This is a genomic window from Psychroserpens citreus (assembly GCF_055686305.1).
This window is the reverse complement of sequence record NZ_CM145999.1, coordinates 675,645-697,500: the sequence shown is the minus strand read 5'-3', so window position 1 is coordinate 697,500 and position 21,856 is coordinate 675,645. Positions and strand designations below refer to the sequence as shown.

Annotated in this window: 13 protein-coding genes and 2 rRNA genes (1 of these 15 running past the window's edge); 11 read left to right on the top strand and 4 right to left on the bottom strand. The window is 34.8% G+C overall.

Going from position 1 to position 21,856, the window contains the following annotated elements:
* From ACTU6T_RS03225 to ACTU6T_RS03215, 3 genes are all read left to right on the top strand, one after another.
* A 23S ribosomal RNA gene (locus tag ACTU6T_RS03225) occupies nt 1-1,632 on the top strand; it begins 1,189 nt to the left of the window's first position.
* A 99-nt stretch (nt 1,633-1,731) separates the two neighbouring features.
* Nucleotides 1,732-1,839, top strand: a 5S ribosomal RNA gene (gene rrf, locus ACTU6T_RS03220).
* Nucleotides 1,840-1,919: 80 nt separating this feature from the next.
* Nucleotides 1,920-4,355, top strand: a complete 2,436-nt coding sequence (locus ACTU6T_RS03215; RefSeq protein ID WP_460219825.1) for a helix-turn-helix domain-containing protein — start codon at nt 1,920-1,922, stop codon at nt 4,353-4,355.
* Between the two features lie 71 nt (nt 4,356-4,426).
* Here ACTU6T_RS03215 and ACTU6T_RS03210 read toward each other — a convergent pair whose 3' ends face one another.
* Nucleotides 4,427-9,745, bottom strand: a complete 5,319-nt coding sequence (locus ACTU6T_RS03210) for a CARDB domain-containing protein (RefSeq protein WP_460219824.1) — start codon at nt 9,743-9,745, stop codon at nt 4,427-4,429.
* 268 nt (nt 9,746-10,013) lie between these two features.
* On the opposite strand from ACTU6T_RS03210, the gene ACTU6T_RS03205 reads away from it, so the two are divergent.
* Entirely contained in the window at nt 10,014-10,793 is a 780-nt protein-coding gene (locus ACTU6T_RS03205) for a response regulator transcription factor (protein ID WP_460219823.1), read from the top strand.
* A 66-nt stretch (nt 10,794-10,859) separates the two neighbouring features.
* Here ACTU6T_RS03205 and ACTU6T_RS03200 read toward each other — a convergent pair whose 3' ends face one another.
* From ACTU6T_RS03200 to ACTU6T_RS03190, 3 genes are all read right to left on the bottom strand, one after another.
* A complete protein-coding gene (locus ACTU6T_RS03200) occupies nt 10,860-11,708 on the bottom strand; it encodes a T9SS type A sorting domain-containing protein (RefSeq protein WP_460219822.1) in 849 nt (282 codons plus the stop codon).
* A gap of 12 nt (nt 11,709-11,720) precedes the next feature.
* Nucleotides 11,721-13,169, bottom strand: a complete 1,449-nt coding sequence (locus ACTU6T_RS03195) for an SUMF1/EgtB/PvdO family nonheme iron enzyme (RefSeq protein ID WP_460219821.1) — start codon at nt 13,167-13,169, stop codon at nt 11,721-11,723.
* A 293-nt stretch (nt 13,170-13,462) separates the two neighbouring features.
* Entirely contained in the window at nt 13,463-14,605 is a 1,143-nt protein-coding gene (locus ACTU6T_RS03190) for an acyl-CoA dehydrogenase (RefSeq protein WP_460219820.1), read from the bottom strand.
* Between the two features lie 91 nt (nt 14,606-14,696).
* Between ACTU6T_RS03190 and ACTU6T_RS03185 the strand changes: the two genes are divergently transcribed.
* From ACTU6T_RS03185 to ACTU6T_RS03155, 7 genes are all read left to right on the top strand, one after another.
* Complete coding sequence (locus ACTU6T_RS03185) at nt 14,697-15,755, top strand: anhydro-N-acetylmuramic acid kinase (protein WP_460219819.1); 1,059 nt, start codon at nt 14,697-14,699, stop codon at nt 15,753-15,755.
* A gap of 150 nt (nt 15,756-15,905) precedes the next feature.
* Nucleotides 15,906-17,132, top strand: coding sequence for a Glu/Leu/Phe/Val dehydrogenase dimerization domain-containing protein (locus tag ACTU6T_RS03180; RefSeq protein ID WP_460219818.1), 1,227 nt, complete (start codon nt 15,906-15,908; stop codon nt 17,130-17,132).
* Nucleotides 17,133-17,145: 13 nt separating this feature from the next.
* Nucleotides 17,146-18,540: a sodium:proton antiporter NhaD gene (nhaD, locus tag ACTU6T_RS03175; RefSeq protein WP_460219817.1), complete on the top strand. Its 1,395-nt coding sequence runs from the start codon at nt 17,146-17,148 to the stop codon at nt 18,538-18,540.
* 66 nt (nt 18,541-18,606) lie between these two features.
* Entirely contained in the window at nt 18,607-19,302 is a 696-nt protein-coding gene (locus ACTU6T_RS03170) for a MotA/TolQ/ExbB proton channel family protein (protein WP_460219816.1), read from the top strand.
* On the top strand, nt 19,302-19,697 hold the full coding sequence (locus ACTU6T_RS03165; protein ID WP_460219815.1) for an ExbD/TolR family protein: 396 nt from the start codon (nt 19,302-19,304) through the stop codon (nt 19,695-19,697). Before ACTU6T_RS03170 ends, ACTU6T_RS03165 begins: the two co-directional genes overlap by 1 nt.
* A 50-nt stretch (nt 19,698-19,747) precedes the next feature.
* A complete protein-coding gene (locus tag ACTU6T_RS03160; RefSeq protein ID WP_460219814.1) occupies nt 19,748-20,602 on the top strand; it encodes an energy transducer TonB in 855 nt (284 codons plus the stop codon).
* The gene (locus ACTU6T_RS03155; protein WP_460219813.1) at nt 20,602-21,819 is read left to right on the top strand and encodes a bifunctional folylpolyglutamate synthase/dihydrofolate synthase; all 1,218 of its coding nucleotides are present in this window, start codon (nt 20,602-20,604) and stop codon (nt 21,817-21,819) included. Before ACTU6T_RS03160 ends, ACTU6T_RS03155 begins: the two co-directional genes overlap by 1 nt.
* Nucleotides 21,820-21,856: the final 37 nt, after the last annotated feature.

Below are 21,856 nucleotides of genomic sequence, written 5' to 3'. Positions count from 1 at the left end.
GGACTTGAAAAAGTGGTAGGGGAGCATTGTAGTGTCGTCGAAGGTGAGTCGTGAGGCTTGCTGGAGAAGCTACAAAAGAAAATGTAGGCATAAGTAACGATAATGCGGGCGAGAAACCCGCACACCGAAAGACTAAGGTTTCCTCAGCTATGCTAATCAGCTGAGGGTTAGTCGGGACCTAACGCGAACCCGAAAGGGGAAGTGGATGGACAACAGGTTAATATTCCTGTACCTGCTCACACTAAAAGTGACGGAGGCGTATATTTGGTGCGTGCTGACGGAAATGCACGTTGAAGCCAGTGGTAACACGGCGATAGTACACTGAGGCTACGGCCAAGGTGATAATCCAGAGAAGCGACTTCCAAGAAAAGCGAGTGAAGCAGCCCGTACCCTAAACCGACACAGGTAGTTGGGATGAGAATTCTAAGGTGCTCGAGAGATTCATGGCTAAGGAACTAGGCAAAATCGGCCCGTAACTTCGGGAGAAGGGTCGCCCATCTTCGGATGGGCCGCAGTGAAAAGGTCCAGGCGACTGTTTATCAAAAACACAGGGCTCTGCTAAATCGAAAGATGATGTATAGGGCCTGACACCTGCCCGGTGCTGGAAGGTTAAGTGGAGGGTTTAGCTTCGGCGAAGATCTGAAATGAAGCCCCAGTAAACGGCGGCCGTAACTATAACGGTCCTAAGGTAGCGAAATTCCTTGTCGGGTAAGTTCCGACCTGCACGAATGGTGTAACGATCTGGACACTGTCTCAGCCATGAGCTCGGTGAAATTGTAGTATCGGTGAAGATGCCGATTACCCGCAGTGGGACGAAAAGACCCCGTGAACCTTTACTATAGCTTAGTATTGGCTTTGGATAAGTAATGTGTAGGATAGGTGGGAGACTATGAAGTGGCGTCGCTAGGCGTTGTGGAGTCATTGTTGAAATACCACCCTTTGCTTATCTAGAGTCTAACTTCTAACGAAGGACAGTGCTTGGTGGGTAGTTTGACTGGGGTGGTCGCCTCCAAAAGAGTAACGGAGGCTTCTAAAGGTTCCCTCAGCACGCTTGGTAACCGTGCGTAGAGTGCAATGGCATAAGGGAGCTTGACTGAGAGACATACAGGTCGATCAGGTACGAAAGTAGAGCATAGTGATCCGGTGGTTCCGCATGGAAGGGCCATCGCTCAAAGGATAAAAGGTACTCCGGGGATAACAGGCTGATCTCCCCCAAGAGCTCACATCGACGGGGGGGTTTGGCACCTCGATGTCGGCTCGTCACATCCTGGGGCTGGAGAAGGTCCCAAGGGTTGGGCTGTTCGCCCATTAAAGTGGCACGCGAGCTGGGTTCAGAACGTCGTGAGACAGTTCGGTCTCTATCTACTGTGGGCGTTAGAAATTTGAGTGGATCTGACTCTAGTACGAGAGGACCGAGTTGGACTAACCTCTGGTGTACCAGTTGTTCCGCCAGGAGCATTGCTGGGTAGCTACGTTGGGAAAGGATAAGCGCTGAAAGCATATAAGCGCGAAACCTACCACAAGATGAGATTTCTTTAAAGGGTCGTGGAAGATGACCACGTTGATAGGCTATAGGTGTAAAGGCAGTAATGTCATAGCCGAGTAGTACTAATAACCCATAGGCTTATTGTACGCCTGTTTTTTTAGAGTTACAATATATTTTTATGATGTTTTTTTTCAATATGTTATTATATACGGTTAAGTGGATTAAACCACATACACCGAAAGATTTAAGGTGATTATAGCGATGGGGCTCACCTCTTACCATTCCGAACAGAGAAGTTAAGCCCATTTGCGCCGATGGTACTGCAATCGTGGGAGAGTAGGTCGTCGCCTTTTTTGAAAACCCTTTTCATAATATATGAAAAGGGTTTTTTGTTTTTATATTAGTAGTACTATAAAAGTATAGTAATGAATTTATGAATATCAATAAAGAGTTAGATTTAGCCTGGGATTTTGTTAATAATACAAACAGAAATGTGTTTCTCACTGGTAAAGCAGGAACAGGAAAAACAACTTTTTTGCATAAATTGAAATCAGAATCATTAAAAAGAATGATTGTCGTTGCACCTACTGGAGTTGCTGCTATTAACGCTAAAGGTGTTACAATTCATTCTTTTTTTCAAATGCCTTTTGGACCAATTCTACCAAAAGAAAGGCTTCAAAATTCTTCTAACTTCAATATAAAATTTAGTAAAACGAAAATTAATATTATCAAATCAATAGACCTATTGGTTATTGATGAGATTAGTATGGTTAGAGCTGATTTACTTGATGGGATTGATAAAACCCTAAAACGATTTAGGAATAAAAACCTTGTTTTTGGAGGAGTACAATTATTAATGATTGGTGATTTGCAACAATTGTCCCCTGTGATAAAAGACAATGAATTGCAACTATTAAAACCGTTTTATAAAACTATTTATTTCTTTAGTTCTTTGGCTTATCAGAAGTGTAATTCAATAACGATTGAATTAAAGCATATTTACAGACAAGATAATCCAAAGTTTATAAAAATTCTTAATGAAATTAGAACTAATACCTTATCTCAAGAATCAGCAAATGAGTTAAATAAAAGATTTATTCCTGATTTTTTGCCTAACAATATTGCAGATTACATTTTTTTAACTACTCATAATGCTAAGGCAGAACATGTTAATATTTCTGAACTTGATAAGCTGAATGTAGAATCTAAAACTTTTTTAGCAAAAGTTGAAGGTAAATTTCCTGAATTTTCATTTCCAAATAAAGAAGAGTTAGTTCTAAAAGTAGGAGCTCAAGTAATGTTTATTAAAAATGATAGTTCAAATGATAAGCGTTATTATAATGGAAAAATAGGAAAGGTTATCTTTATAGACCATGATGAAGTTGTAGTAAAATGTCCAGATGATGATTTTGATATTATTGTTAGTTCAGAAGTATGGGAAAATATAAATTATACTATTGATCAAGACACAAATGCCATAACCGAAAATAAAGTGGGTTCTTATACCCAAATGCCTTTACGATTGGCATGGTCAATTACTATTCATAAAAGCCAAGGATTAACTTTTGAAAAAGCAATTGTAGATACTCAAGGTGCTTTTGCTCATGGTCAAACCTATGTTGCTTTAAGTAGATGTAAAAGTTTAGAAGGATTAATATTAAAGTCTAAAATCAATTCTAACCAAATTATTAACGATTCAAATATTATTAAGTTCAATAAGTTGTCTGAGGAAAAGCAGCCTGATGAGCTAGTTTTAAAGCAATCTAAAATTGAGTATCAATTATCATGTATTTCTGATGTTCTTGATTTCTACCAATTTATTTATCCTATCCATCGTATTCTGGATATTTATTATAATAATAAAGGTAGTATTGAAGGTAATATAGACCCTACTTTACATGATTTAAAAAGCGCGGTCACCAAACTTTTAAAAATAGGTCATAGTTTTAAAGTACAACTTTCTAAATTAAGCTTGCATAATGAAGAACCTCAAAATAATATGGTTTTACAAGAGCGTTTTTTAAAAGCACTAGAATTTTTTAAATCTGAATCGAATGAGATTATTAAAACACCTTATAATGCTTTGGTTATTAATACCGATAATAAAGCGATAGATTCTGATATGCAAAAACAACTCGATTACATAGATGAATTATTAGAGGTTAAAACCTTGTATTTTAATGGATTTAGAAAAGGATTTAGTGTTAAAGAATATCTCGAATTAAGAACTAAAACTATATTCATTAAAAAGACTAAACTTAAAAAACAGCGTAAAGCTATTTTGGAAGGAACGACTAATGTAGAACTTTTCGAATTACTTCGAGAACTCCGAAATACTATTGCGCTTAGAGAAGATCTTATCCATTATCAAATATTTACTCAGAAGGCCTTGTATGCTATATGTGAAACACTTCCAATTAGTAAATCTGATTTGAAACAAATTCATGGTATGGGTAAAACAAGAGTTGAAAAATATGGCAATGAAATTATAGAAGTTGTTAGAGCTTATTGTAAAGAGCACGACATTGAAACCTCTATGCGAAATGAAATTTTCATTGATAGTAAACCAAAACGAAAAAAAGGAGATACCAAAAAAGAGTCTCTAGCTTTATTTCAATCTGGTAAGTCCATACAGGATATAGCCGATATAAGGGAACTAACTGAAAACACAATTTTCGGACATATAGCTAGCTTTATTATTACAGGAGAAGTGAAGATTACAGATTTAATGTCCGAAAAACATTATAGTGAGTTAAAAAAAATAATACCTCAGTACAGCTTTGAAAATCTTTCAGAATTAAAACATCAGTTAGATGATAAGTATTCCTATAATGAATTAAGACTGGTACTTAATGAAATGTCAAAATAAAAAAGTTTCAATATTTATATTGAAACTTTTTAAATAATCTTTAGGGAAAAATTATAGCTCAGTTAAATAAGTCAGTTTTTAATTAGTTGCCTTGTAGTACTTTGACTGTTTTTTAAACTAGATATTTTTAACAAATAAACACCTTGTTGACTAATAGTTTTATCTAGTTTTATAATCTTAATAATATTAGTATTGCTTTGGAAAACATCATCTAATATTACTCGCCCCAACATATCATATATTGTTATTTTAAATTTTTGATTATTTAATTGTAGTGGTGTAATAATTGAAATAGACTCATTGAATGGATTAGGTGAAATTTTAATATCATCATAGCTAACATTATTTAAACTTAGAGTTTCACATGCGTCACCGATACCATTGTTGTTTGAATCGGTTTGATCTGGATTGGCTTTTTCAACACAATTATCACAGTCATTACCAACCCCATCACCATCTGTATCATCTTGATTTATGTTAGCGGTATTTATGCAATTATCACAGCCATCAGGAATACCATCAGTATCCATATCTTCTGTATCATCAAATCCTTCACAGATGTCTTCACAATTTGATATGGTGTCACCATCACTATCTGTATCATCAATTAAAATGTCAGCTTCAATGGTTGTTGAAAAGCCAGTATTGTCTATTACAGTTAAATTATAGGTTCCTGGTCCTCCAGAAGTTGTATTCAATAAAGATCCGTTATTCCATTCGAAAGAATATGGCTCCACACCACCACTTACTTCAGCAAGTAAACTTCCATTTTCTTGATTTGGACAACTTGGTGTAGATGTTATTATTATGTCTAATCTACCAATTTGAAGTTCGGCAGTGTTATCATCATAGGACCATTCTTCCCTCGAACTATTATTTATTGATGCAATTAAAGTGGTATAGTTGTCTGCAACAGTCCAAGTAATATTATTTAATTGAATACTTGAATTTCCCTCTATATTAATTGGTATAGTGGTAATAAGAATTTCATTAGAATCGTTACTTAAATAACTTAGTTTTAAATCTGCACTACATTGTAGCTCTCCTTCATTTTCAATTAAAATATCTAATAGAATATTCTCACCTATATTAGGTGAATTATTGTTTGTAGTAAATGCTGTAAATTTAAGATTGGCTGCAGCACCAACAATAATTACTCTCGTTGCTTCATTATTAAGTTCATTTATTCCTTCATCAACGGTGTCATTTGCATCAATAACTGCTTTAATCACATGGGAACCTTCAATTTGTGAAGACCAAAGATTTGTTGATGTTACCGTATTTGTACCACCATTAATTAAACCGTTAATATTTGGCCAAGATTCTACAAGAATTTCATCAATAAATAAATCTAATTGCATGATATCATCTATATTTGATAAGCCAAGGTTTTCATATGTAATATCAATATTTATAGATTCATTGATATCAGGGTTAAGAAGTGACGGATTAATATATTCAGATTTAATAGTCAAGTCAGGTTTAAAATTGGTGACTTCTATGGTTTGAACAAAAACATTATTTCCTTCTTCACATTCAGTAAAATCAAAATCAGGATCTACAGTCATTGTAACTGTATAAATTCCTGTTTCGTTGAAAATATAATCAATTGGTGCTATGGCAACTATTGAACAACCACAAGTGTTACCTATATAAGGAATAATCGCATCGCCCAAATCAAAAACCCCACCTGGACCACTGATTTCGAAATTCACTTTTACATCAGTTGCTTCATACAAACCGTCATTGGAAACTCCTGCAGAAAAATTAATACTTTGGTTTACGTAGTAGGTATAATCCCAAAAGTTATTACCACATTTAGGACCTAATTTAAAGTCCCAACATAAATCGTTAGTAAAATTATTATTGTACTCCCTTGATTCGTCAATTAAAAAATTTGGATCCACTTCCACCATTAATGTTTCAGTTGCTGGTGGAACTGAACTTATATCATGAGACAGCGTGATAGTTTCATTCATGTCAATATCACTATTATATGTCAATAGAACTGGAACAGCATTATCTGATCTTAATAACTCTACCTCTATTGGTGCAGGAGCTATAGTGTTACCAGCATTTGTTAAAGTTACGTTATAAGTGTGAGTACTTGGATCTGTTGGATTTATTGGAGTCACCGTAACACCATCACATTGATTGATTACCAAATCTGGTAAACATGCTTTAATCAATTGTGAATAGCTTGCGACGTTATTGAATTCATTAAATTCTGTAACCACTCCCTCCGAGATTGTAGGAGTATCACATTTTAATTCGTAGGTATAAACACCTGTTTGGGTGTGATTAAAATCTACAGAAAATGTATAAACCTCTTCATAGTCTAAGTTGGACACTGTTTCTGTAAAACTGCCTACTTCATTTCCGTCAAAATTTACTGTGACTGTACAATCAAATGGACCTGTTGGTTCCGAACCAATATTTTTAACACTAAAAAACGGACTAGGTTCATCACACAAATAGGCACTAAGATTTTGATTACTTAAGGGAATTATATCTGCTATTGATGGTAAGACTTTTATTGTAATACAATTCTTGTTGTTGCTGTCTAAAACCTCGTCTACAAGAAAGGTACCGTCTGCTTCATAACAAATACTATAGGTTCCTGGGGAATCAAAAATTATGGTTTCAGAACTTAAACTAAATTCTTCATCTGGTAATAATGGATTAATAGGTTGATTATTTAGCATTGGATTTCCTCCAGTTTGAAAGACAGTAGCAATTGTATTCATGTCTGTTTCGGCACAACCAATATTCTTTATTATTACATCTATTGTAACTGATTCACCTTCTATAATTTGATTTTCTGATGCAACTACTTCGGTAATTAAATCTGGTAAACAAGGTGCTTCAAGGATTTCTATTTCAGTTTCAAAATAACCTGTAAGAGTGAAGTCTGTAAGAGATCCTGAAATAGTATATATGCCAGGAATTTGAGATGCAGGTAAAGTATATGACCAATTACCGTTTTGATCTGTATAGGTAGAAAAAGTGGCTCCAGTTTCCTCGATGCTAAAATTAATGGTTCCACCGGCTACCGAAGGATCGTCTAAAGTAACTGCTAAGTTATCATAATATCCATTTCCACTAATCGTAATTACAGAATTTGGGCTAGCATAAGTTGTAGATGGTGTTACATTTGCATTAACTATAATGTCACCTTGTAAAGTGAAATTTCCTACCAATAAAGGTCGTACGGCTGAGTTATTATTTTCATTGGTTTCAGGTATGTCGAAATCATAATCTACTTCAACAAGCATTGGGTTCCAAGAATCATTTAAAGGCGTATTAATTATCCAACTAACGGTTGAATTAGTTTGTGGTGCAATACTCGGAATTATAACATCTGGGTAAACTGTATTATTAAATTGATTGGTCAGTTTTACCGGAATATCCTCAATACCGAAATCGGATCTATTATGAATAGTTGCAAATACTTCTACCGGATTTCCTGGCATTGGATTGTTATTGCTAAATGTAATATCGTCTGCAAAAATTTCTAAATCTGGTTCAAGTTGAACATTTGGATAATCAAAAGCACCAATATTTGTTATACATGTATCATCTATAATTTGTATCCTAGTTTGCCAATTGGTTCCAGATGGAAGACTGTTTATTGAAGCTATATATAATTTGCCATCAGATGTGTTTAAATCATTAATGTTAGAAGGTGACATTACAATTACTCTATCATTTGGATCATTATAATTACCATTGCCTTCATAATCTAGATAGACTCTTGGAAAACTACTCAGAGGGAGTTGATTATTGACGTTGGTATAGATGACTTCAAAGTTGAATGTAGTATTTGGACTTCCATTGACAGTCGAAATGATGCTGTTGGTAAATCCTGTATTACCAGAATACGTCAAGGTTTCCGATCCTGGATAAATGGTGTTATCTGTATCATCGCAATCCGTATTATTATCAACAAAACCGTTTGGTGCTGAGCAGGCAAGTACTGTATTTTCAGGATCTCCATAGCCATCTTCATCGGTGTCTGCGAAGAACGTCAATTGTACGCCTTCGTCTATTTGTTCATCACAATTATTATCAATACCATCACAAATTTCAGGAGCACCAGGATATATTGTCTCATCATTATCATTGCAATCTACATCACTCGTAAAGCCATCATTATCATTGTCTATTGCAACTGTAATTCCTGTTTCGTAAACCTGTACATGTCCAGAATTTGCTCCGTTTCCATCATTAGATCGAGCACCAATTACAAGTGTAGAACCATCTCCATTTAGGCTAACTGCAACGCCTGCATTATCACCTTCCGATTCACCATCAATATCATCACCGACTTTTGTCCAAACCCCTCCATTATTTTGATAGATTCTTGTATGTCCAGAATTTGCTCCGTTTCCATCATTTTGAAATGCTCCAATGGCGACAACAGTGCCTTCAGAATTTGTACTAATAGACCAACCAGAAAAATCTCCTTCTGCTTCACCTTCAATAGCATTGCCTATTTGTGTCCAAGTTCCTGCAATGTTTTCAAAGATGCGGACATGCCCTGAATTAGAGCCATTTCCACCATTTTGAGGTGCGCTTATGGCAACAATATTACCATCAGCGTTAAGGTCAACTGACCATCCGAACCTATCATTATTAGCTTCTCCAATGAGGTCTACTCCAACTTGAGACCAAGCTCCTGCTATATTTTGATATATACGAACACTTCCGGGGTTATTAGATCCCCAAGGTGCTCCAATAGCAACGATAGTACCATCAGCATTTAAACTCAATGAAAAACCTGACTCTTCAGTCTGAATTTGACCATAAATATCATCACCTATTTGTGTCCAGGTTCCTGCAATGTTTTCATAAATACGAACACGTCCAGAAATTGGGACAGCATTACCTACAGTTGGTGTCCCAATAGCTAATATATTTCCTGTTGCATTTAAACTTACATAATGAACTGAAAGGTTGGCTAAAAAATCAGTTTCGCCATCTATACTCCCTATTAAAGTCCAAGTGCCTGCTATATTTTGATAGATTAGAACCTGCCCTGAATCAAAAACACTATCCTTATTATTACTAATAGCAACTATTGAGCCATCTGCATTAATGCTTACAGAAGCTCCGAGCCTATCGTTAAAAGCCGCTCCTTCAATATCGTTGCCTATTTGTGTCCAGATTCCAGCAATACTTTGATAGATACGTACTTGCCCAGATGATGAGCCATTTTCACTATTGAAGGGAGAGCCAATGGCAATGATAGTTCCATCTGCATTCATACTAACGGAATAGCCAGATTGGTCTCCTGCCAATTCTCCATCGATATCATTACCGATTTGGGTTTGTACGTAGGCAAAATGTCCTGATAATAAAATTAAACAGAAGATTAGAGTTTTAAGCATGTTCGAACAATTTTTCATATTAATAATTTATTTGAGGTTAGGCAATACAAAATCGCGTAACGTATTATTGTCATTATTTGTGGAGATATACCTCAACTAAATAGCCTGTGCTTTAGTAGATGGGAAAGTTGTTTACTCTTGAGGATGAAGAGTATCTATTGATTAATAGCTTATTAAAATTACGAAATACAAGTGATAAAAAAATAGTACATATGAGGTATTTTTAAAATAATTTTTTTTTGATTAAATTGTTAATCAAACAATTACAATGGAAAATCATAAAGAACCAAAAGTCTTGTCTCTTTGGAAATCTACAAATCAGGTTAAGCAACTTAATAATAGTTCTGATTTTAGTGAGCTAATAAATAAGATGACATTCTTGTTATCTCTTGGGCCATTTTATTATTTCGTAATGAATATGGCAGAATTCAAAATTGAGTTTGTAAGCGATGGTGTTTTGGATGTGTTAGGTGTAAAGCCTGAAGCCTTAGATTTGGAAACACTTTTTTCGTTGTACCACCCAGAGGATTTTCAAAAACTACATGAAAAAGAGGAAATCATTGGAGATTTCTTGTATAATGAAGCCACTATTAATGGAGCTTTTGCTTTTAAGGCTGTCTATTTAAAACGTTTAAGACATAGTATGGGTAAGTATAAAACTATTCTGCATCAGGCTATGGCACTTAATGTTTCAAAAGATAGTAAAATGCAGCAGGCTTTGGTAATTCATACCGATGTGACACATTTGAATATACCAGTTGACCATAAAGTGTCAATTCTAGCTTTTGATGGTGGGCCTTCTTATTACGCTATGAAAAAGGGTGAATACATAAATTTAAATGAACCTAAAAATCAAACACGATTTACTAAGCGTGAAATGGAAATTATTAGAAAAATGTCTGAAGGATTTGATTTTAATGAAATAGCTAATCTCCTCCACATTTCACCACATACTGTAAGAGCACATAAGCGTAATATTTTGAAGAAGTCTGGTTGTAAAAATAGTGCTGAGCTTATCACTAAGTGTGTGAGAGAAGGTATGATTTAGTTTAAAATGAAATTTAAAACCAGTAAACTCACCTTTTTTAGTTTACTGGTTTTTGAATGTTTAATATTATTTTTTAATTATCAATCTCTTAGTAACACTCCTGTTTTCTGAGAATATATTTAAAAGGTATACACCATCAGATAGATTTGAAACGTTCATACTATTATCTTCAGCTAAATGTGCGTCAATTTTTTTTCCTGAAATGTCATATAATTCAACCGAAGAAATAATAAGCCCATCAGAAGGTTTTAATTGAACTACATGACTCGCGGGATTTGGATATAATAAGATATCTAACTGTATGAGCTGCTCTACAACATCAAGCGTTAAAGCTGATGTGAAATTATTTACTGCAAACCCGTCGCCATTTCCACCGTTAAAAAGCACTAGCATGACTCCAGTTAAATAATTATCTGGTTTTAATAAACTCGCAAATCCATCACCATTTCCACCTTTAAATAAATCACTCATAAACCCTTCTAGCAATAGACCGATAGAGATTTCATTGTCAGCGCCATCACCATCGTTACCTAAAAACATAACTGTGGTGTTTTGTCCATTGAGAATACTTTGTTGCATGTCTATTGAAAACCCATCACCACTATTTCCTTGATATAAGTCATTAATAACATTCCCCAAAAGGGTTAACGCTATTAGATGTTGTGAAAATCCATCACCATTTCTACCATTATAAATGTTGAAACTAGAATTGGATAGTATTAATTGGTCATTTTCCGCATCAAACCCATCACCAGAGCTTCCTTGATACAGAACTGAAAAAGATGCGATGGTACCATTGAGTTTACTTCCATTTAGTACAGACCAATCACTTCCATCGTCTGATCCTCCCATGTATTGAGCATTAGCTAAAGAGGTACATAGAAACACATATAAAATATAAATACGATTAGTCATAATCTATGCATTTTAATTAGCCGATCTAATACCTCTAAACCCTATTCTACTATTAGATCCTGAAAATCCATTTGCCGCATCATTTCTATCTGAAACTCGAATAAATGTAGATTGGTTAATATAAGCACCTCCTTTAAATCCCCAGCCCGTATTATCTGTAGGCCAACTCGCCACATTTGCAAGACCATTTGTAGCGAGGCTACCATCACCATTAGTATTAGTGAAACTTCTTCCTTCAGGATTACCTACGGTTATACAGCGTTCATATAGATTGCCACTGAGTTCCATAATACCGTAATAACTTCCACCAGTTTCTTCTCTAGTTTTGTTAATGGCACTTGCAGCTAAGATCCCACACCTTTTAGGTCCAGTTGGAGTTCCATTAGTCTCTAAGTATACCATATTGCCAGTTCCTGTTTCTGGATTACTAATAAGCTCATTTGGTTGAGATTCGTTAATTACAGTGTAAGGACTGATAGCGACATTTGAATTTCCCCAAGCAAATTCACCGGCTTTAGGTGCAATTGGCCCTCGGCATGCTTTTTCATATTCTAATTCGGTCATAGGCCTCAAACCAGCCCAATCTAAATACGAAGAAACTCTTAGGTTTGAAACATAGTTTAAAGGTATATCTGGGTTTGTCGTTGTAGCATTCGTGGCGCCATCTAACCAAGAAACGGCATTTCTAGTAAATTCATCATCAGAATTTTTTCCCGTAACGCCTGTAATATCATTTTCGATTTTTTGAGAGTCAGTCAACGTATTAAAAAAACTCACCCACTGACTTTGACTAACCTCATATTTCATACAATAAAAAGCATTAAAGCCTTTTGGGAATTCTAAAGGAATTGGACCTAATTGATCTCCAGGTTCCCCTTGGGCTGCACTATAATAAAGGTTTCCTATTCCACCAGATACTGTAATTGGGTTTTCTGAGCTTATTGAATATGAAATAGTAGGTATAAATGAATAAAATTTGCCAATTTCATCACCTGAAGTTCCACCAACAGCAAAAGTTTCTTCAGGAACATAAACCATTTCAATCGCAAACACTTGTAAGTCAATGATATCATTAGTATCAATCGATCCGTAATCCCAGCGTAAACGCATATTTTGTAAGTTTAAATTTCCACTACCGTCACTATCTCGGTATACGAAAGCTCCAGTTCCATCTGCTGTTACATCTATAATGCTGCCAGTGGCCGCAACAAAACCTGATGAATTGAGTTGCGCATGTGCCCAATCTCCACTGTTTACACGATATTTTATAAACACCCATGCAGCATCCCAATTTGATGGGCCTGCGCTTAATCGCCAGGAATTTTCCCAGCTTAAATCAAATTCTACCTGTACCCAATCTGGGTCATTTAAGTTCTCTAATGAAATATTACTTACCGTAATATTGTTGGCATTAACAAATAAGCAAATTAAAGTTGCTAATAGCGTAATTTTTGTTTTCATGTTTATGGTTTTAAATAAATTTTCTCAAATGTATTTATAGATTATAGGGCACGATATCTATAATGTAACAAAGGATGCAACATATGTTGCGTTAGCTAATAAATAAACTGTAAATCATTGATTTACAGAGAGTAATATATTGCTAAGATAGTTGAAGAGTTATTGTCGTCTTATCAAAAATGTATCATTAGAAATAAAAAACTTACGTGTTGATGAAAAAGGTGTATAGATGGTAAAAAAAAAGACTCAACGCTTAGTTGAGTCTTTTTAATGGATTGATTTTAAAGTGTTTGTTAATCTTTCAATACACCTCGTGAAATTACAATTTTTTGAATTTCAGATGTTCCTTCATAAATTTGAGTAATTTTTGCATCACGCATTAAACGTTCTACATGGTATTCTTTTACGAATCCGTTTCCTCCGTGAATTTGAACAGCTTCAACAGTTTGTTCCATTGCTACTTTAGAAGCATAGAGTTTAGCTGTAGCACTAGACATATCGTAGTTATTACCTTGATCTTTATCCCAAGCAGCTTTCATCACAAGCATACGAGCAGCTTCTATTTCTGTATACATATCTGCTAACTTAAAAGCGATAGCTTGATGGTTACAAATTTCAGTACCAAAAGCCTTTCGTTCTTTAGAATATTTTAATGCTAATTCGTAAGCACCAGATGCTATTCCTAAAGCTTGTGCAGCAATACCTATACGTCCACCTGATAATGTTTTCATCGCGAATTTAAATCCAAATCCATCATCACCAATTCGATTTTCTTTAGGGACTTTTACATCATTAAATTGTAATGTATGTGTGTCACTTCCTCTAATTCCTAATTTATCTTCTTTTGGTCCAATATCAAACCCTTCCATGCCTTTTTCAACAATAAAAGCGTTAATTCCTCTGTGCCCTTTATCTCTATCAGTTTGCGCAATGACTAAGTATACTTCAGCACGACCACCATTAGTTATCCAGTTTTTTGTTCCGTTAATGACATAATGATCTCCTTTGTCGATAGCAGTAGTAGCTTGTGATGTGGCATCACTTCCAGCTTCAGGTTCACTTAAACAAAATGCACCAATACATTGGCCGGTTGCTAATTTGGTAAGATATTTTTGCTTTTGTTCTTCTGTGCCGTAAGCTTCTAAACCATAGCATACAAGAGAGTTATTAACCGATACCATAACAGATGCGGAAGCATCAATTTTTGAAAGTTCTTCCATAATCAAAACATAAGAAATAGCATCCATACCACTTCCGCCATATTTTGGATCGACCATAATACCCATAAAACCAAGCTCTCCCATTTTACGAACAATCTCATCAGAGAAAGTTTGTGTATTATCACGTTCTATAACGCCAGGTAATAATTCAGTTTGAGCAAAATCACGAGCTGCGTCGCGAATCATCATATGTTCTTCGGTTAAACTAAAATCCATATTTGAAAAAATTATTGAATTGATAAAAAATGATGTCAAAGATAACTCTTTATTAGCATATTTTCAATGAGTATTGTTATTTTTACTGAATATGATAAAATCTAAGTATAATATCATTGGAGTCATGTCAGGAACCTCTCTAGACGGGATAGATATAGCACATGTCACTTTTGAATTTAAGAACAGTTGGTTATTTAAAATTCATTGTACAGAAACTGTATCATATTCAGATTTTTGGAAGCAAAAATTATCAAATCTTACAAGCTTAGATTTGAATGAATTGAGACAGCTTGATCATACTTATACCAAGTATGTGTCTACTGTTATTAATGATTTTATCAAGACGTATCATCTCCAAAATATTGATGCCATTTGTTCACATGGACATACAGCCTTGCATCAACCTGAGAACCAACTTACCTACCAAATTGGAAATTTGCCTCTTATTGCTAAGCTTACAAATCACCTAGTTGTTTGTGATTTTAGAACGAAAGATGTAGGCTATGGCGGACAAGGCGCACCTTTAGTTCCTATAGGTGATAAGCTACTGTTTTCGGATTATGATTTTTGTGTTAATCTAGGTGGGTTTGCAAATGTTTCTTCGGAAATAGATAAACAAAGAATTGCATATGACATTTGCCCTGTGAATATTGTGATGAATCATTTCACTAAACGCTTGGGTTTTGATTATGATGATAAGGGAGATATTGCTAAATCTGGTCAGGTTAATCATAAACTCTTAGATGATTTAAATGCTTTGGAATTTTACAGTTTGAAACCACCTAAATCTTTAGGTTTAGAATGGGTGGAATCTAAAATATTTCCACTTTTAGAATCATATAATCTTTCAGAAGCTGATGTGCTTAGAACTTATGTTGAGCATATTGCTGTTCAAATATCGCAAGTGATTCTTCCAAACTCGAAAGTGCTTTTTACTGGTGGAGGAGCTTATAATAAATTTCTTTTAGAACGAATATCAAGCATGATTGAAATTGATCTTGAAGTACCATCAAAAGCTATAATTGAATTCAAAGAAGCCTTAATTTTTGGCCTTCTTGGTGTATTAAAACTTAGAGGAGAAGTCAATTGTTTGTCTAGTGTTACTGGGGCAATTCATGACCATTCTTCTGGCGAAATATATTATCCGTAAAATTATTGCAAAATTAATATATACCGATTTTTAGTTTTTTATATTTGTTAAACAAACCAATTTAACAGTTAACCAATGAATCAACTTTAACTACTCTTCTAGTATATCACGAATTTTTAAATGAAGTTATCAAAGATTTAAAGAATATAAATGAAAGAGTTATTACAAAAATACGAAGACAAAGCACCAGAAATAATTTTTAATTGGAAGGATCCTGAAACGGAAGCCGAAGGTTGGACTGTGATTAATTCTCTAAGAGGAGGAGCAGCTGGTGGAGGTACTAGAATGCGAAAAGGGTTAGATATGAATGAAGTATTGTCACTTGCTAAAACGATGGAAGTGAAATTTACAGTATCAGGACCAGCTATTGGAGGTGCAAAGTCTGGTATTAATTTTGACCCGAAAGACCCTAGGAAAAAGGGCGTGTTAGAACGTTGGTATAAAGCAGTTTCTCCTTTGTTGAAAAGTTACTATGGTACAGGTGGAGATCTCAATGTTGATGAAATACATGAAGTCATTCCAATCACTGAAGAAAGTGGTGTTTGGCATCCGCAAGAAGGTGTGTTTGAAGGTCATTTTAAGCCAACCCAAGCTGATAAAATTAATCGTATCGGACAGTTAAGACATGGTGTAATTAAAGTTATTGAGAACCCAAAATACTCACCTAGTGTTTCGAGAAAGTATACTGTAGCAGATATGATTACTGGTTATGGTGTTGCTGTTGCAGCTAAACATTTTTATGATGTTCAAGGTGATACAATCATCGGAAAACGTGCCATTGTTCAAGGTTTTGGTAATGTAGGAGCTGCCGCCGCATTTTATTTGGCTCAAATGGGAGCAAAGGTGGTCGGTATTATTGATATTGTGGGAGGATTAATTAAAGAAGAAGGATTTTCTTTTGAAGACATAACTGAGCTATATCTAGCTAAATCAGGAAACACTTTGGTAAGTGATAGTCTTATTCCGTTTTCTGAAATGAATGAAAAAATATGGGCATTAGAGACCGAGATTTTTGCCCCTTGCGCAGCATCACGATTAATTACACAAAATCAAATTGATCAAATGATTGGTACTGGCTTAGAGGTTATTTCATGTGGTGCTAATGTGCCATTTGCTGATAAAGAAATTTTCTTCGGAAGCATTATGGAGCATACCGATAATAAAGTAAGCTTGATTCCAGATTTTATTTCTAACTGTGGTATGGCAAGAGTATTTGCGTACTTTATGGAACGAAAAGTGCAAATGACAGATGAAGCAATTTTTAATGATACTTCAGAAATTATAAGAAAAGCAATAGAAAAAGTTTACGAACAGAATAAAACCAAAACAGGCATAAGCGCTACAGCTTTCGAGATTGCCTTAACCCAATTAATATAATCCGATAACTATTATGGAAAGCATTATTATAATTGTATTTGTATTAGGCTATTTGGCCATTACAGTAGAGCATAGTATTAAAATTGACAAATTAATTCCGGCATTGGTAATGATGGCCATAAGTTGGGCTCTCATTTCATTAGGAATAGATTCATTTCCTCAATGGTTTGATTCCTCTAGTCATGGATTAGTTGATGGTTTTGAAAGTCTAGGTCACGACGATAAAATGCATTGGATGGAAGAAACTCTTCTACATCATTTAGGTAAAACAGCCGAAATTTTGGTATTCCTTCTTGGAGCTATGACGATTGTTGAAATTATTGATTATTTTGATGGATTTTCTACGATTAAAGGTTTTATAAAAACGAAAAGCAAAAAGAAAATCCTTTGGATTTTTGGGTTCTTAGCGTTTTTCCTTTCTGCGATTATTGATAATTTAACAGCTACTATCGTTTTAATTTCCATCTTACAAAAATTAGTATCAGATAGAAGTGTTCGAATTTGGTATGCAGGTTTAATAATTATTGCTGCGAATGCAGGTGGTGCTTGGTCTCCTATCGGAGATGTGACAACCACTATGTTATGGATTGGTAAAAAGGTAACTACCGGATATTTGTTTGCTTATTTATTTATACCATCTCTTATCTGTATGTTGATTCCATTTTTTATTGCCTCATTTATGAAACCTTTTCAAGGTGATCTAGAGCAAAATGTTAGTGATAATGATAAACCGAAAAGTAGATTTAGTTCTACAATGCTATACCTTGGTTTAGGAGGAATAGTGTCTGTTCCAATATTTAAAACTGTAACACATTTACCTCCTTATGTTGGTATGATGTTGGCCTTAGGTGTTGTAGCAATTTTCGCTGAAATCTATAGTAATTCTAAGTTTAGTATTTCTAGCCATGATTCTGATGAACATGAGGAGCACTCGCATCATAGTCCTGTGCACCACTCTTTATCTAAAATAGAATTACCTAGTATTCTGTTTTTTCTCGGAATTTTAATGGCCGTAGCGGCATTAGAATCTTTAGGTATTTTATTTGGATTTGCGGGTACACTTCAAGAAACAATGCCAATGTTAGGTACAGAGTTGCACGGTGAAGGCGTTTCTGATTTAGTGGTTCTCCTTCTAGGTGTTGGTTCAGCAGTTATAGATAATGTACCATTAGTTGCTGCAAGTTTAGGAATGTTTTCTGAGCCTATAGATAATGAGCTTTGGCATTTTATTGCATATTCAGCTGGAACAGGAGGAAGTATGTTAATCATTGGGTCTGCCGCAGGTGTAGTTGCTATGGGAATGGAAAAAATTGATTTTTTCTGGTATCTTAAAAAAATAGCATGGTTAGCACTTATTGGTTTCCTTGCAGGTGCCATTGCCTTTATGTTTACGAGAACATTGTTTTAAACATATACTTTAAAAAGAAAACAAGCGTTATTACAATAGTTAATTTTAATTTTCAATACCTATAAAATGATATTACAAAGTGATATTCAAGATGGAGCAGAGCTCATTACTGATGCCGAATCTGCCGAAAAAACACTATCCATTATAGAGCTCATAAGCAGTGGTGGCACTGCAGGACAAATCATTATTGCGTTGTTGTTTGTGATGTTAATCTTTGCTATTTACATCTATTTTGAACGCCTTTTCGCAATTAAAGCTGCGTCTAAAGTTGATTCTAATTTTATGAATCAAATTAAAGACCACGTGAGTAATGGTAAAATTGATTCTGCTCAAATGTTGTGTGCTCAGGTTAATTCGCCTGTTTCACGTTTGATAAATAAAGGAATTACTCGTATTGGAAAACCTTTAGAAGATATCAATACAGCTATTGAAAATGCTGGACGATTAGAAATCTATAGTTTGGAAAAGAACGTAAGTATTTTGGCAACAATCTCAGGTGTTGCTCCAATGATTGGGTTTTTAGGAACTGTGATAGGTATGATTTTATCCATTTTTGAAATTGCTAATTCAGGAGGTCAAATAGATATCAAACAATTGTCAGACGGGTTATACACAGCGATGACAACGACGGTTGCTGGACTTATTGTAGGTATCGTAGCTTATATGGCTTATAATCATTTGGTAGTTAAAACAGATAAAGTTGTATATCAAATGGAAGCTAATTCATTAGAATTCTTAGATCACTTAAACGAGCCTATTTAATGAACTTAAGAGGAAGAAATAAAGTAACACCAGAGTTCAATATGTCATCCATGACTGATATTGTATTCTTGTTATTGATCTTTTTTATGCTGGCATCCACTTTGGTAACAACAAATGCGATAGATATACTTTTGCCTAAGGCAAGTGGTAAAACCGAAAATAAAAGATCGGTGGCCGTGAGTATTAAAAAGGATTTAACGTACTATATAGATCAAAAAAGGGTTGGAGAGAGTGTCTTGGAGACTGAATTAATTTCTGCCTTGTCCAATCAAGACCAACCAACAGTTGTATTAAGAGCTGAAAAATCGGTCCCTGTAGAAAATGTTGTAAAAGTCATGGACATTGCTAACAGAAATAAATTCAAGGTGATTTTAGCAGTGAAACCAAATAATTAATTTGAATTCTTCTGCTATTTTGGAACAGCTATTGCAGTATTGAAACTATTATGAAGTATTTTGAGACCAAACATGAACGAAATTCAGCAAAGATAACCGCTCTTATTGTGGCTATCTTACTATTGCTATTATTTGTTGTTGGTCCGCCATATATGGATCCTCCAGAGGAATATGGTGTTGCTGTCAATTTTGGAAATTCTCCTGTTGGATCAGGAAATGTACAACCTAAAGAACCAATCAAGACAAGACAAAATGATGAGGTTGTTAAGGAAGATACTCAAGCAGACAAAGCACAACCAGAAGAGACATCAGACGCTAAAAGTCAATCTGAAGATATTTTAACTAATGAATCTGCTGAAGAGATTGCTATAAAAAAAGCTAAAAAAGCCGAAGCAAAAGCTAAAGCTGAGGCTGAACGTTTAGAGCAACTTAAAAAAGCTGAAGAAGAGCGAAAAGCTAAAGAAGAACAAGACAAAAAAGACAAGTTAGATGCCCTTATAGGTGGTGTAAAAAACTCTGATGGTCCAACAAAAGGAGGCGAAGGCCCTGGTGATGGTCCAGGTGATAAAGGAGAATTGGATGGTAGCCCTTATGCACCATACAAAGGAACTCCAGGTTCAGGGAATGGAGGCGTAGGATATGGTCTAAATGGAAGAGGTAAACCAAGTTTTACACTACATGATGGTTGTGAAAACGAATATGGTCTTATTGTTGTTGATATTGTAGTTGGACGTGATGGTAGAGTCATAGAGGCTACTCCTGGAGTTCGAGGAAGTAGTAATGCCACTTCTTGCTTAAAAGCACAAGCTAAAAAAATAGCAAAATCTTATAAATGGCCAGCCGATGCAAATGCACCTGCTCGACAATATGGCAAGGTAAGTGTAAACTTTACACCTACAAATTAATGAATTACCAAGATACTGTCAACTGGATGTTCAAGCAGTTACCTATGTATCAAAGTCAGGGTAAAACAGCATACAAAGAAGACCTATCCAATACAATCCTACTTGCGAGTCATTTACAGCATCCAGAAACGTATTTTAAAAGTATTCATGTAGCTGGAACCAATGGGAAAGGTTCTACAAGTCATATGTTAGCGTCTGTTCTTCAGGAGGCTGGCTTGAAGGTTGGGCTCTATACATCTCCACATCTTAAAGATTTTAGAGAACGGATTAAAATTAATGGCAAATGTATAAGCAAACAATTTGTTATTGGATTTATTAAGCGTAATAAGTCATTTTTAGAAAAGCATCAACTTTCGTTTTTTGAAATGACTGTAGGTATGGCTTTCGATTATTTTTCAAAACAAAATGTTGATATTGCTGTAATTGAAGTTGGACTTGGTGGTCGATTGGATTCTACAAATATTATAACACCAGAAATTTCAGTAATTACAAATATTGGTTTTGATCATATGCAGTTTTTGGGAACTACCTATGAAGCAATTGCTAGAGAAAAAGCTGGAATTATTAAATCTAATATTCCGGTTGTTATTGGCGAAACACAAACGCAGACAAAAGATGTATTTGATGAAGTTGCAGTAAGAAATGATGCTGATATCTATTTCGCAGATCAGTGTATAACTCAAGAATTTGATAGTGATTTAAAAGGGAGTTATCAAAAACATAATATTAAAACTGCGGTCCAAACACTTAAAGTATTAAATGATCGAGGATTTTGGATTTCTAATGATCATATCAAGAACGGATTACAAAGTGTTGTTTCTAATACAGGACTTCTGGGGCGTTGGCAGCAATTACAAGATAAGCCTAAAATAATTTGTGATACGGCTCATAACAGAGAAGGTTTGAGTTATATTATAGATCAACTTCAAATTGAAACCTATCATGAACTTCATATTGTTTTTGGAGTTGTAAATGATAAAGACTTAAATTCCATATTACCTTTGTTGCCAAAAACGGCTAACTATTATTTTTGCAAACCAGATGTGCCTAGAGGCTTAGAGGCTAATGCCTTGTTGAAATATTTTGAGCAACACGGGTTTCAAGGTAAAGCATACTCGTCTGTAAATGCAGCATTAAACGAAGCAAAAGCTCAGGCTAAGCATAATGATTTAATTTATGTTGGTGGGAGTACATTTGTTGTAGCTGAAATCGTATAGCTTATAAATATTTGTATATTTAATCTTCAATTAATTT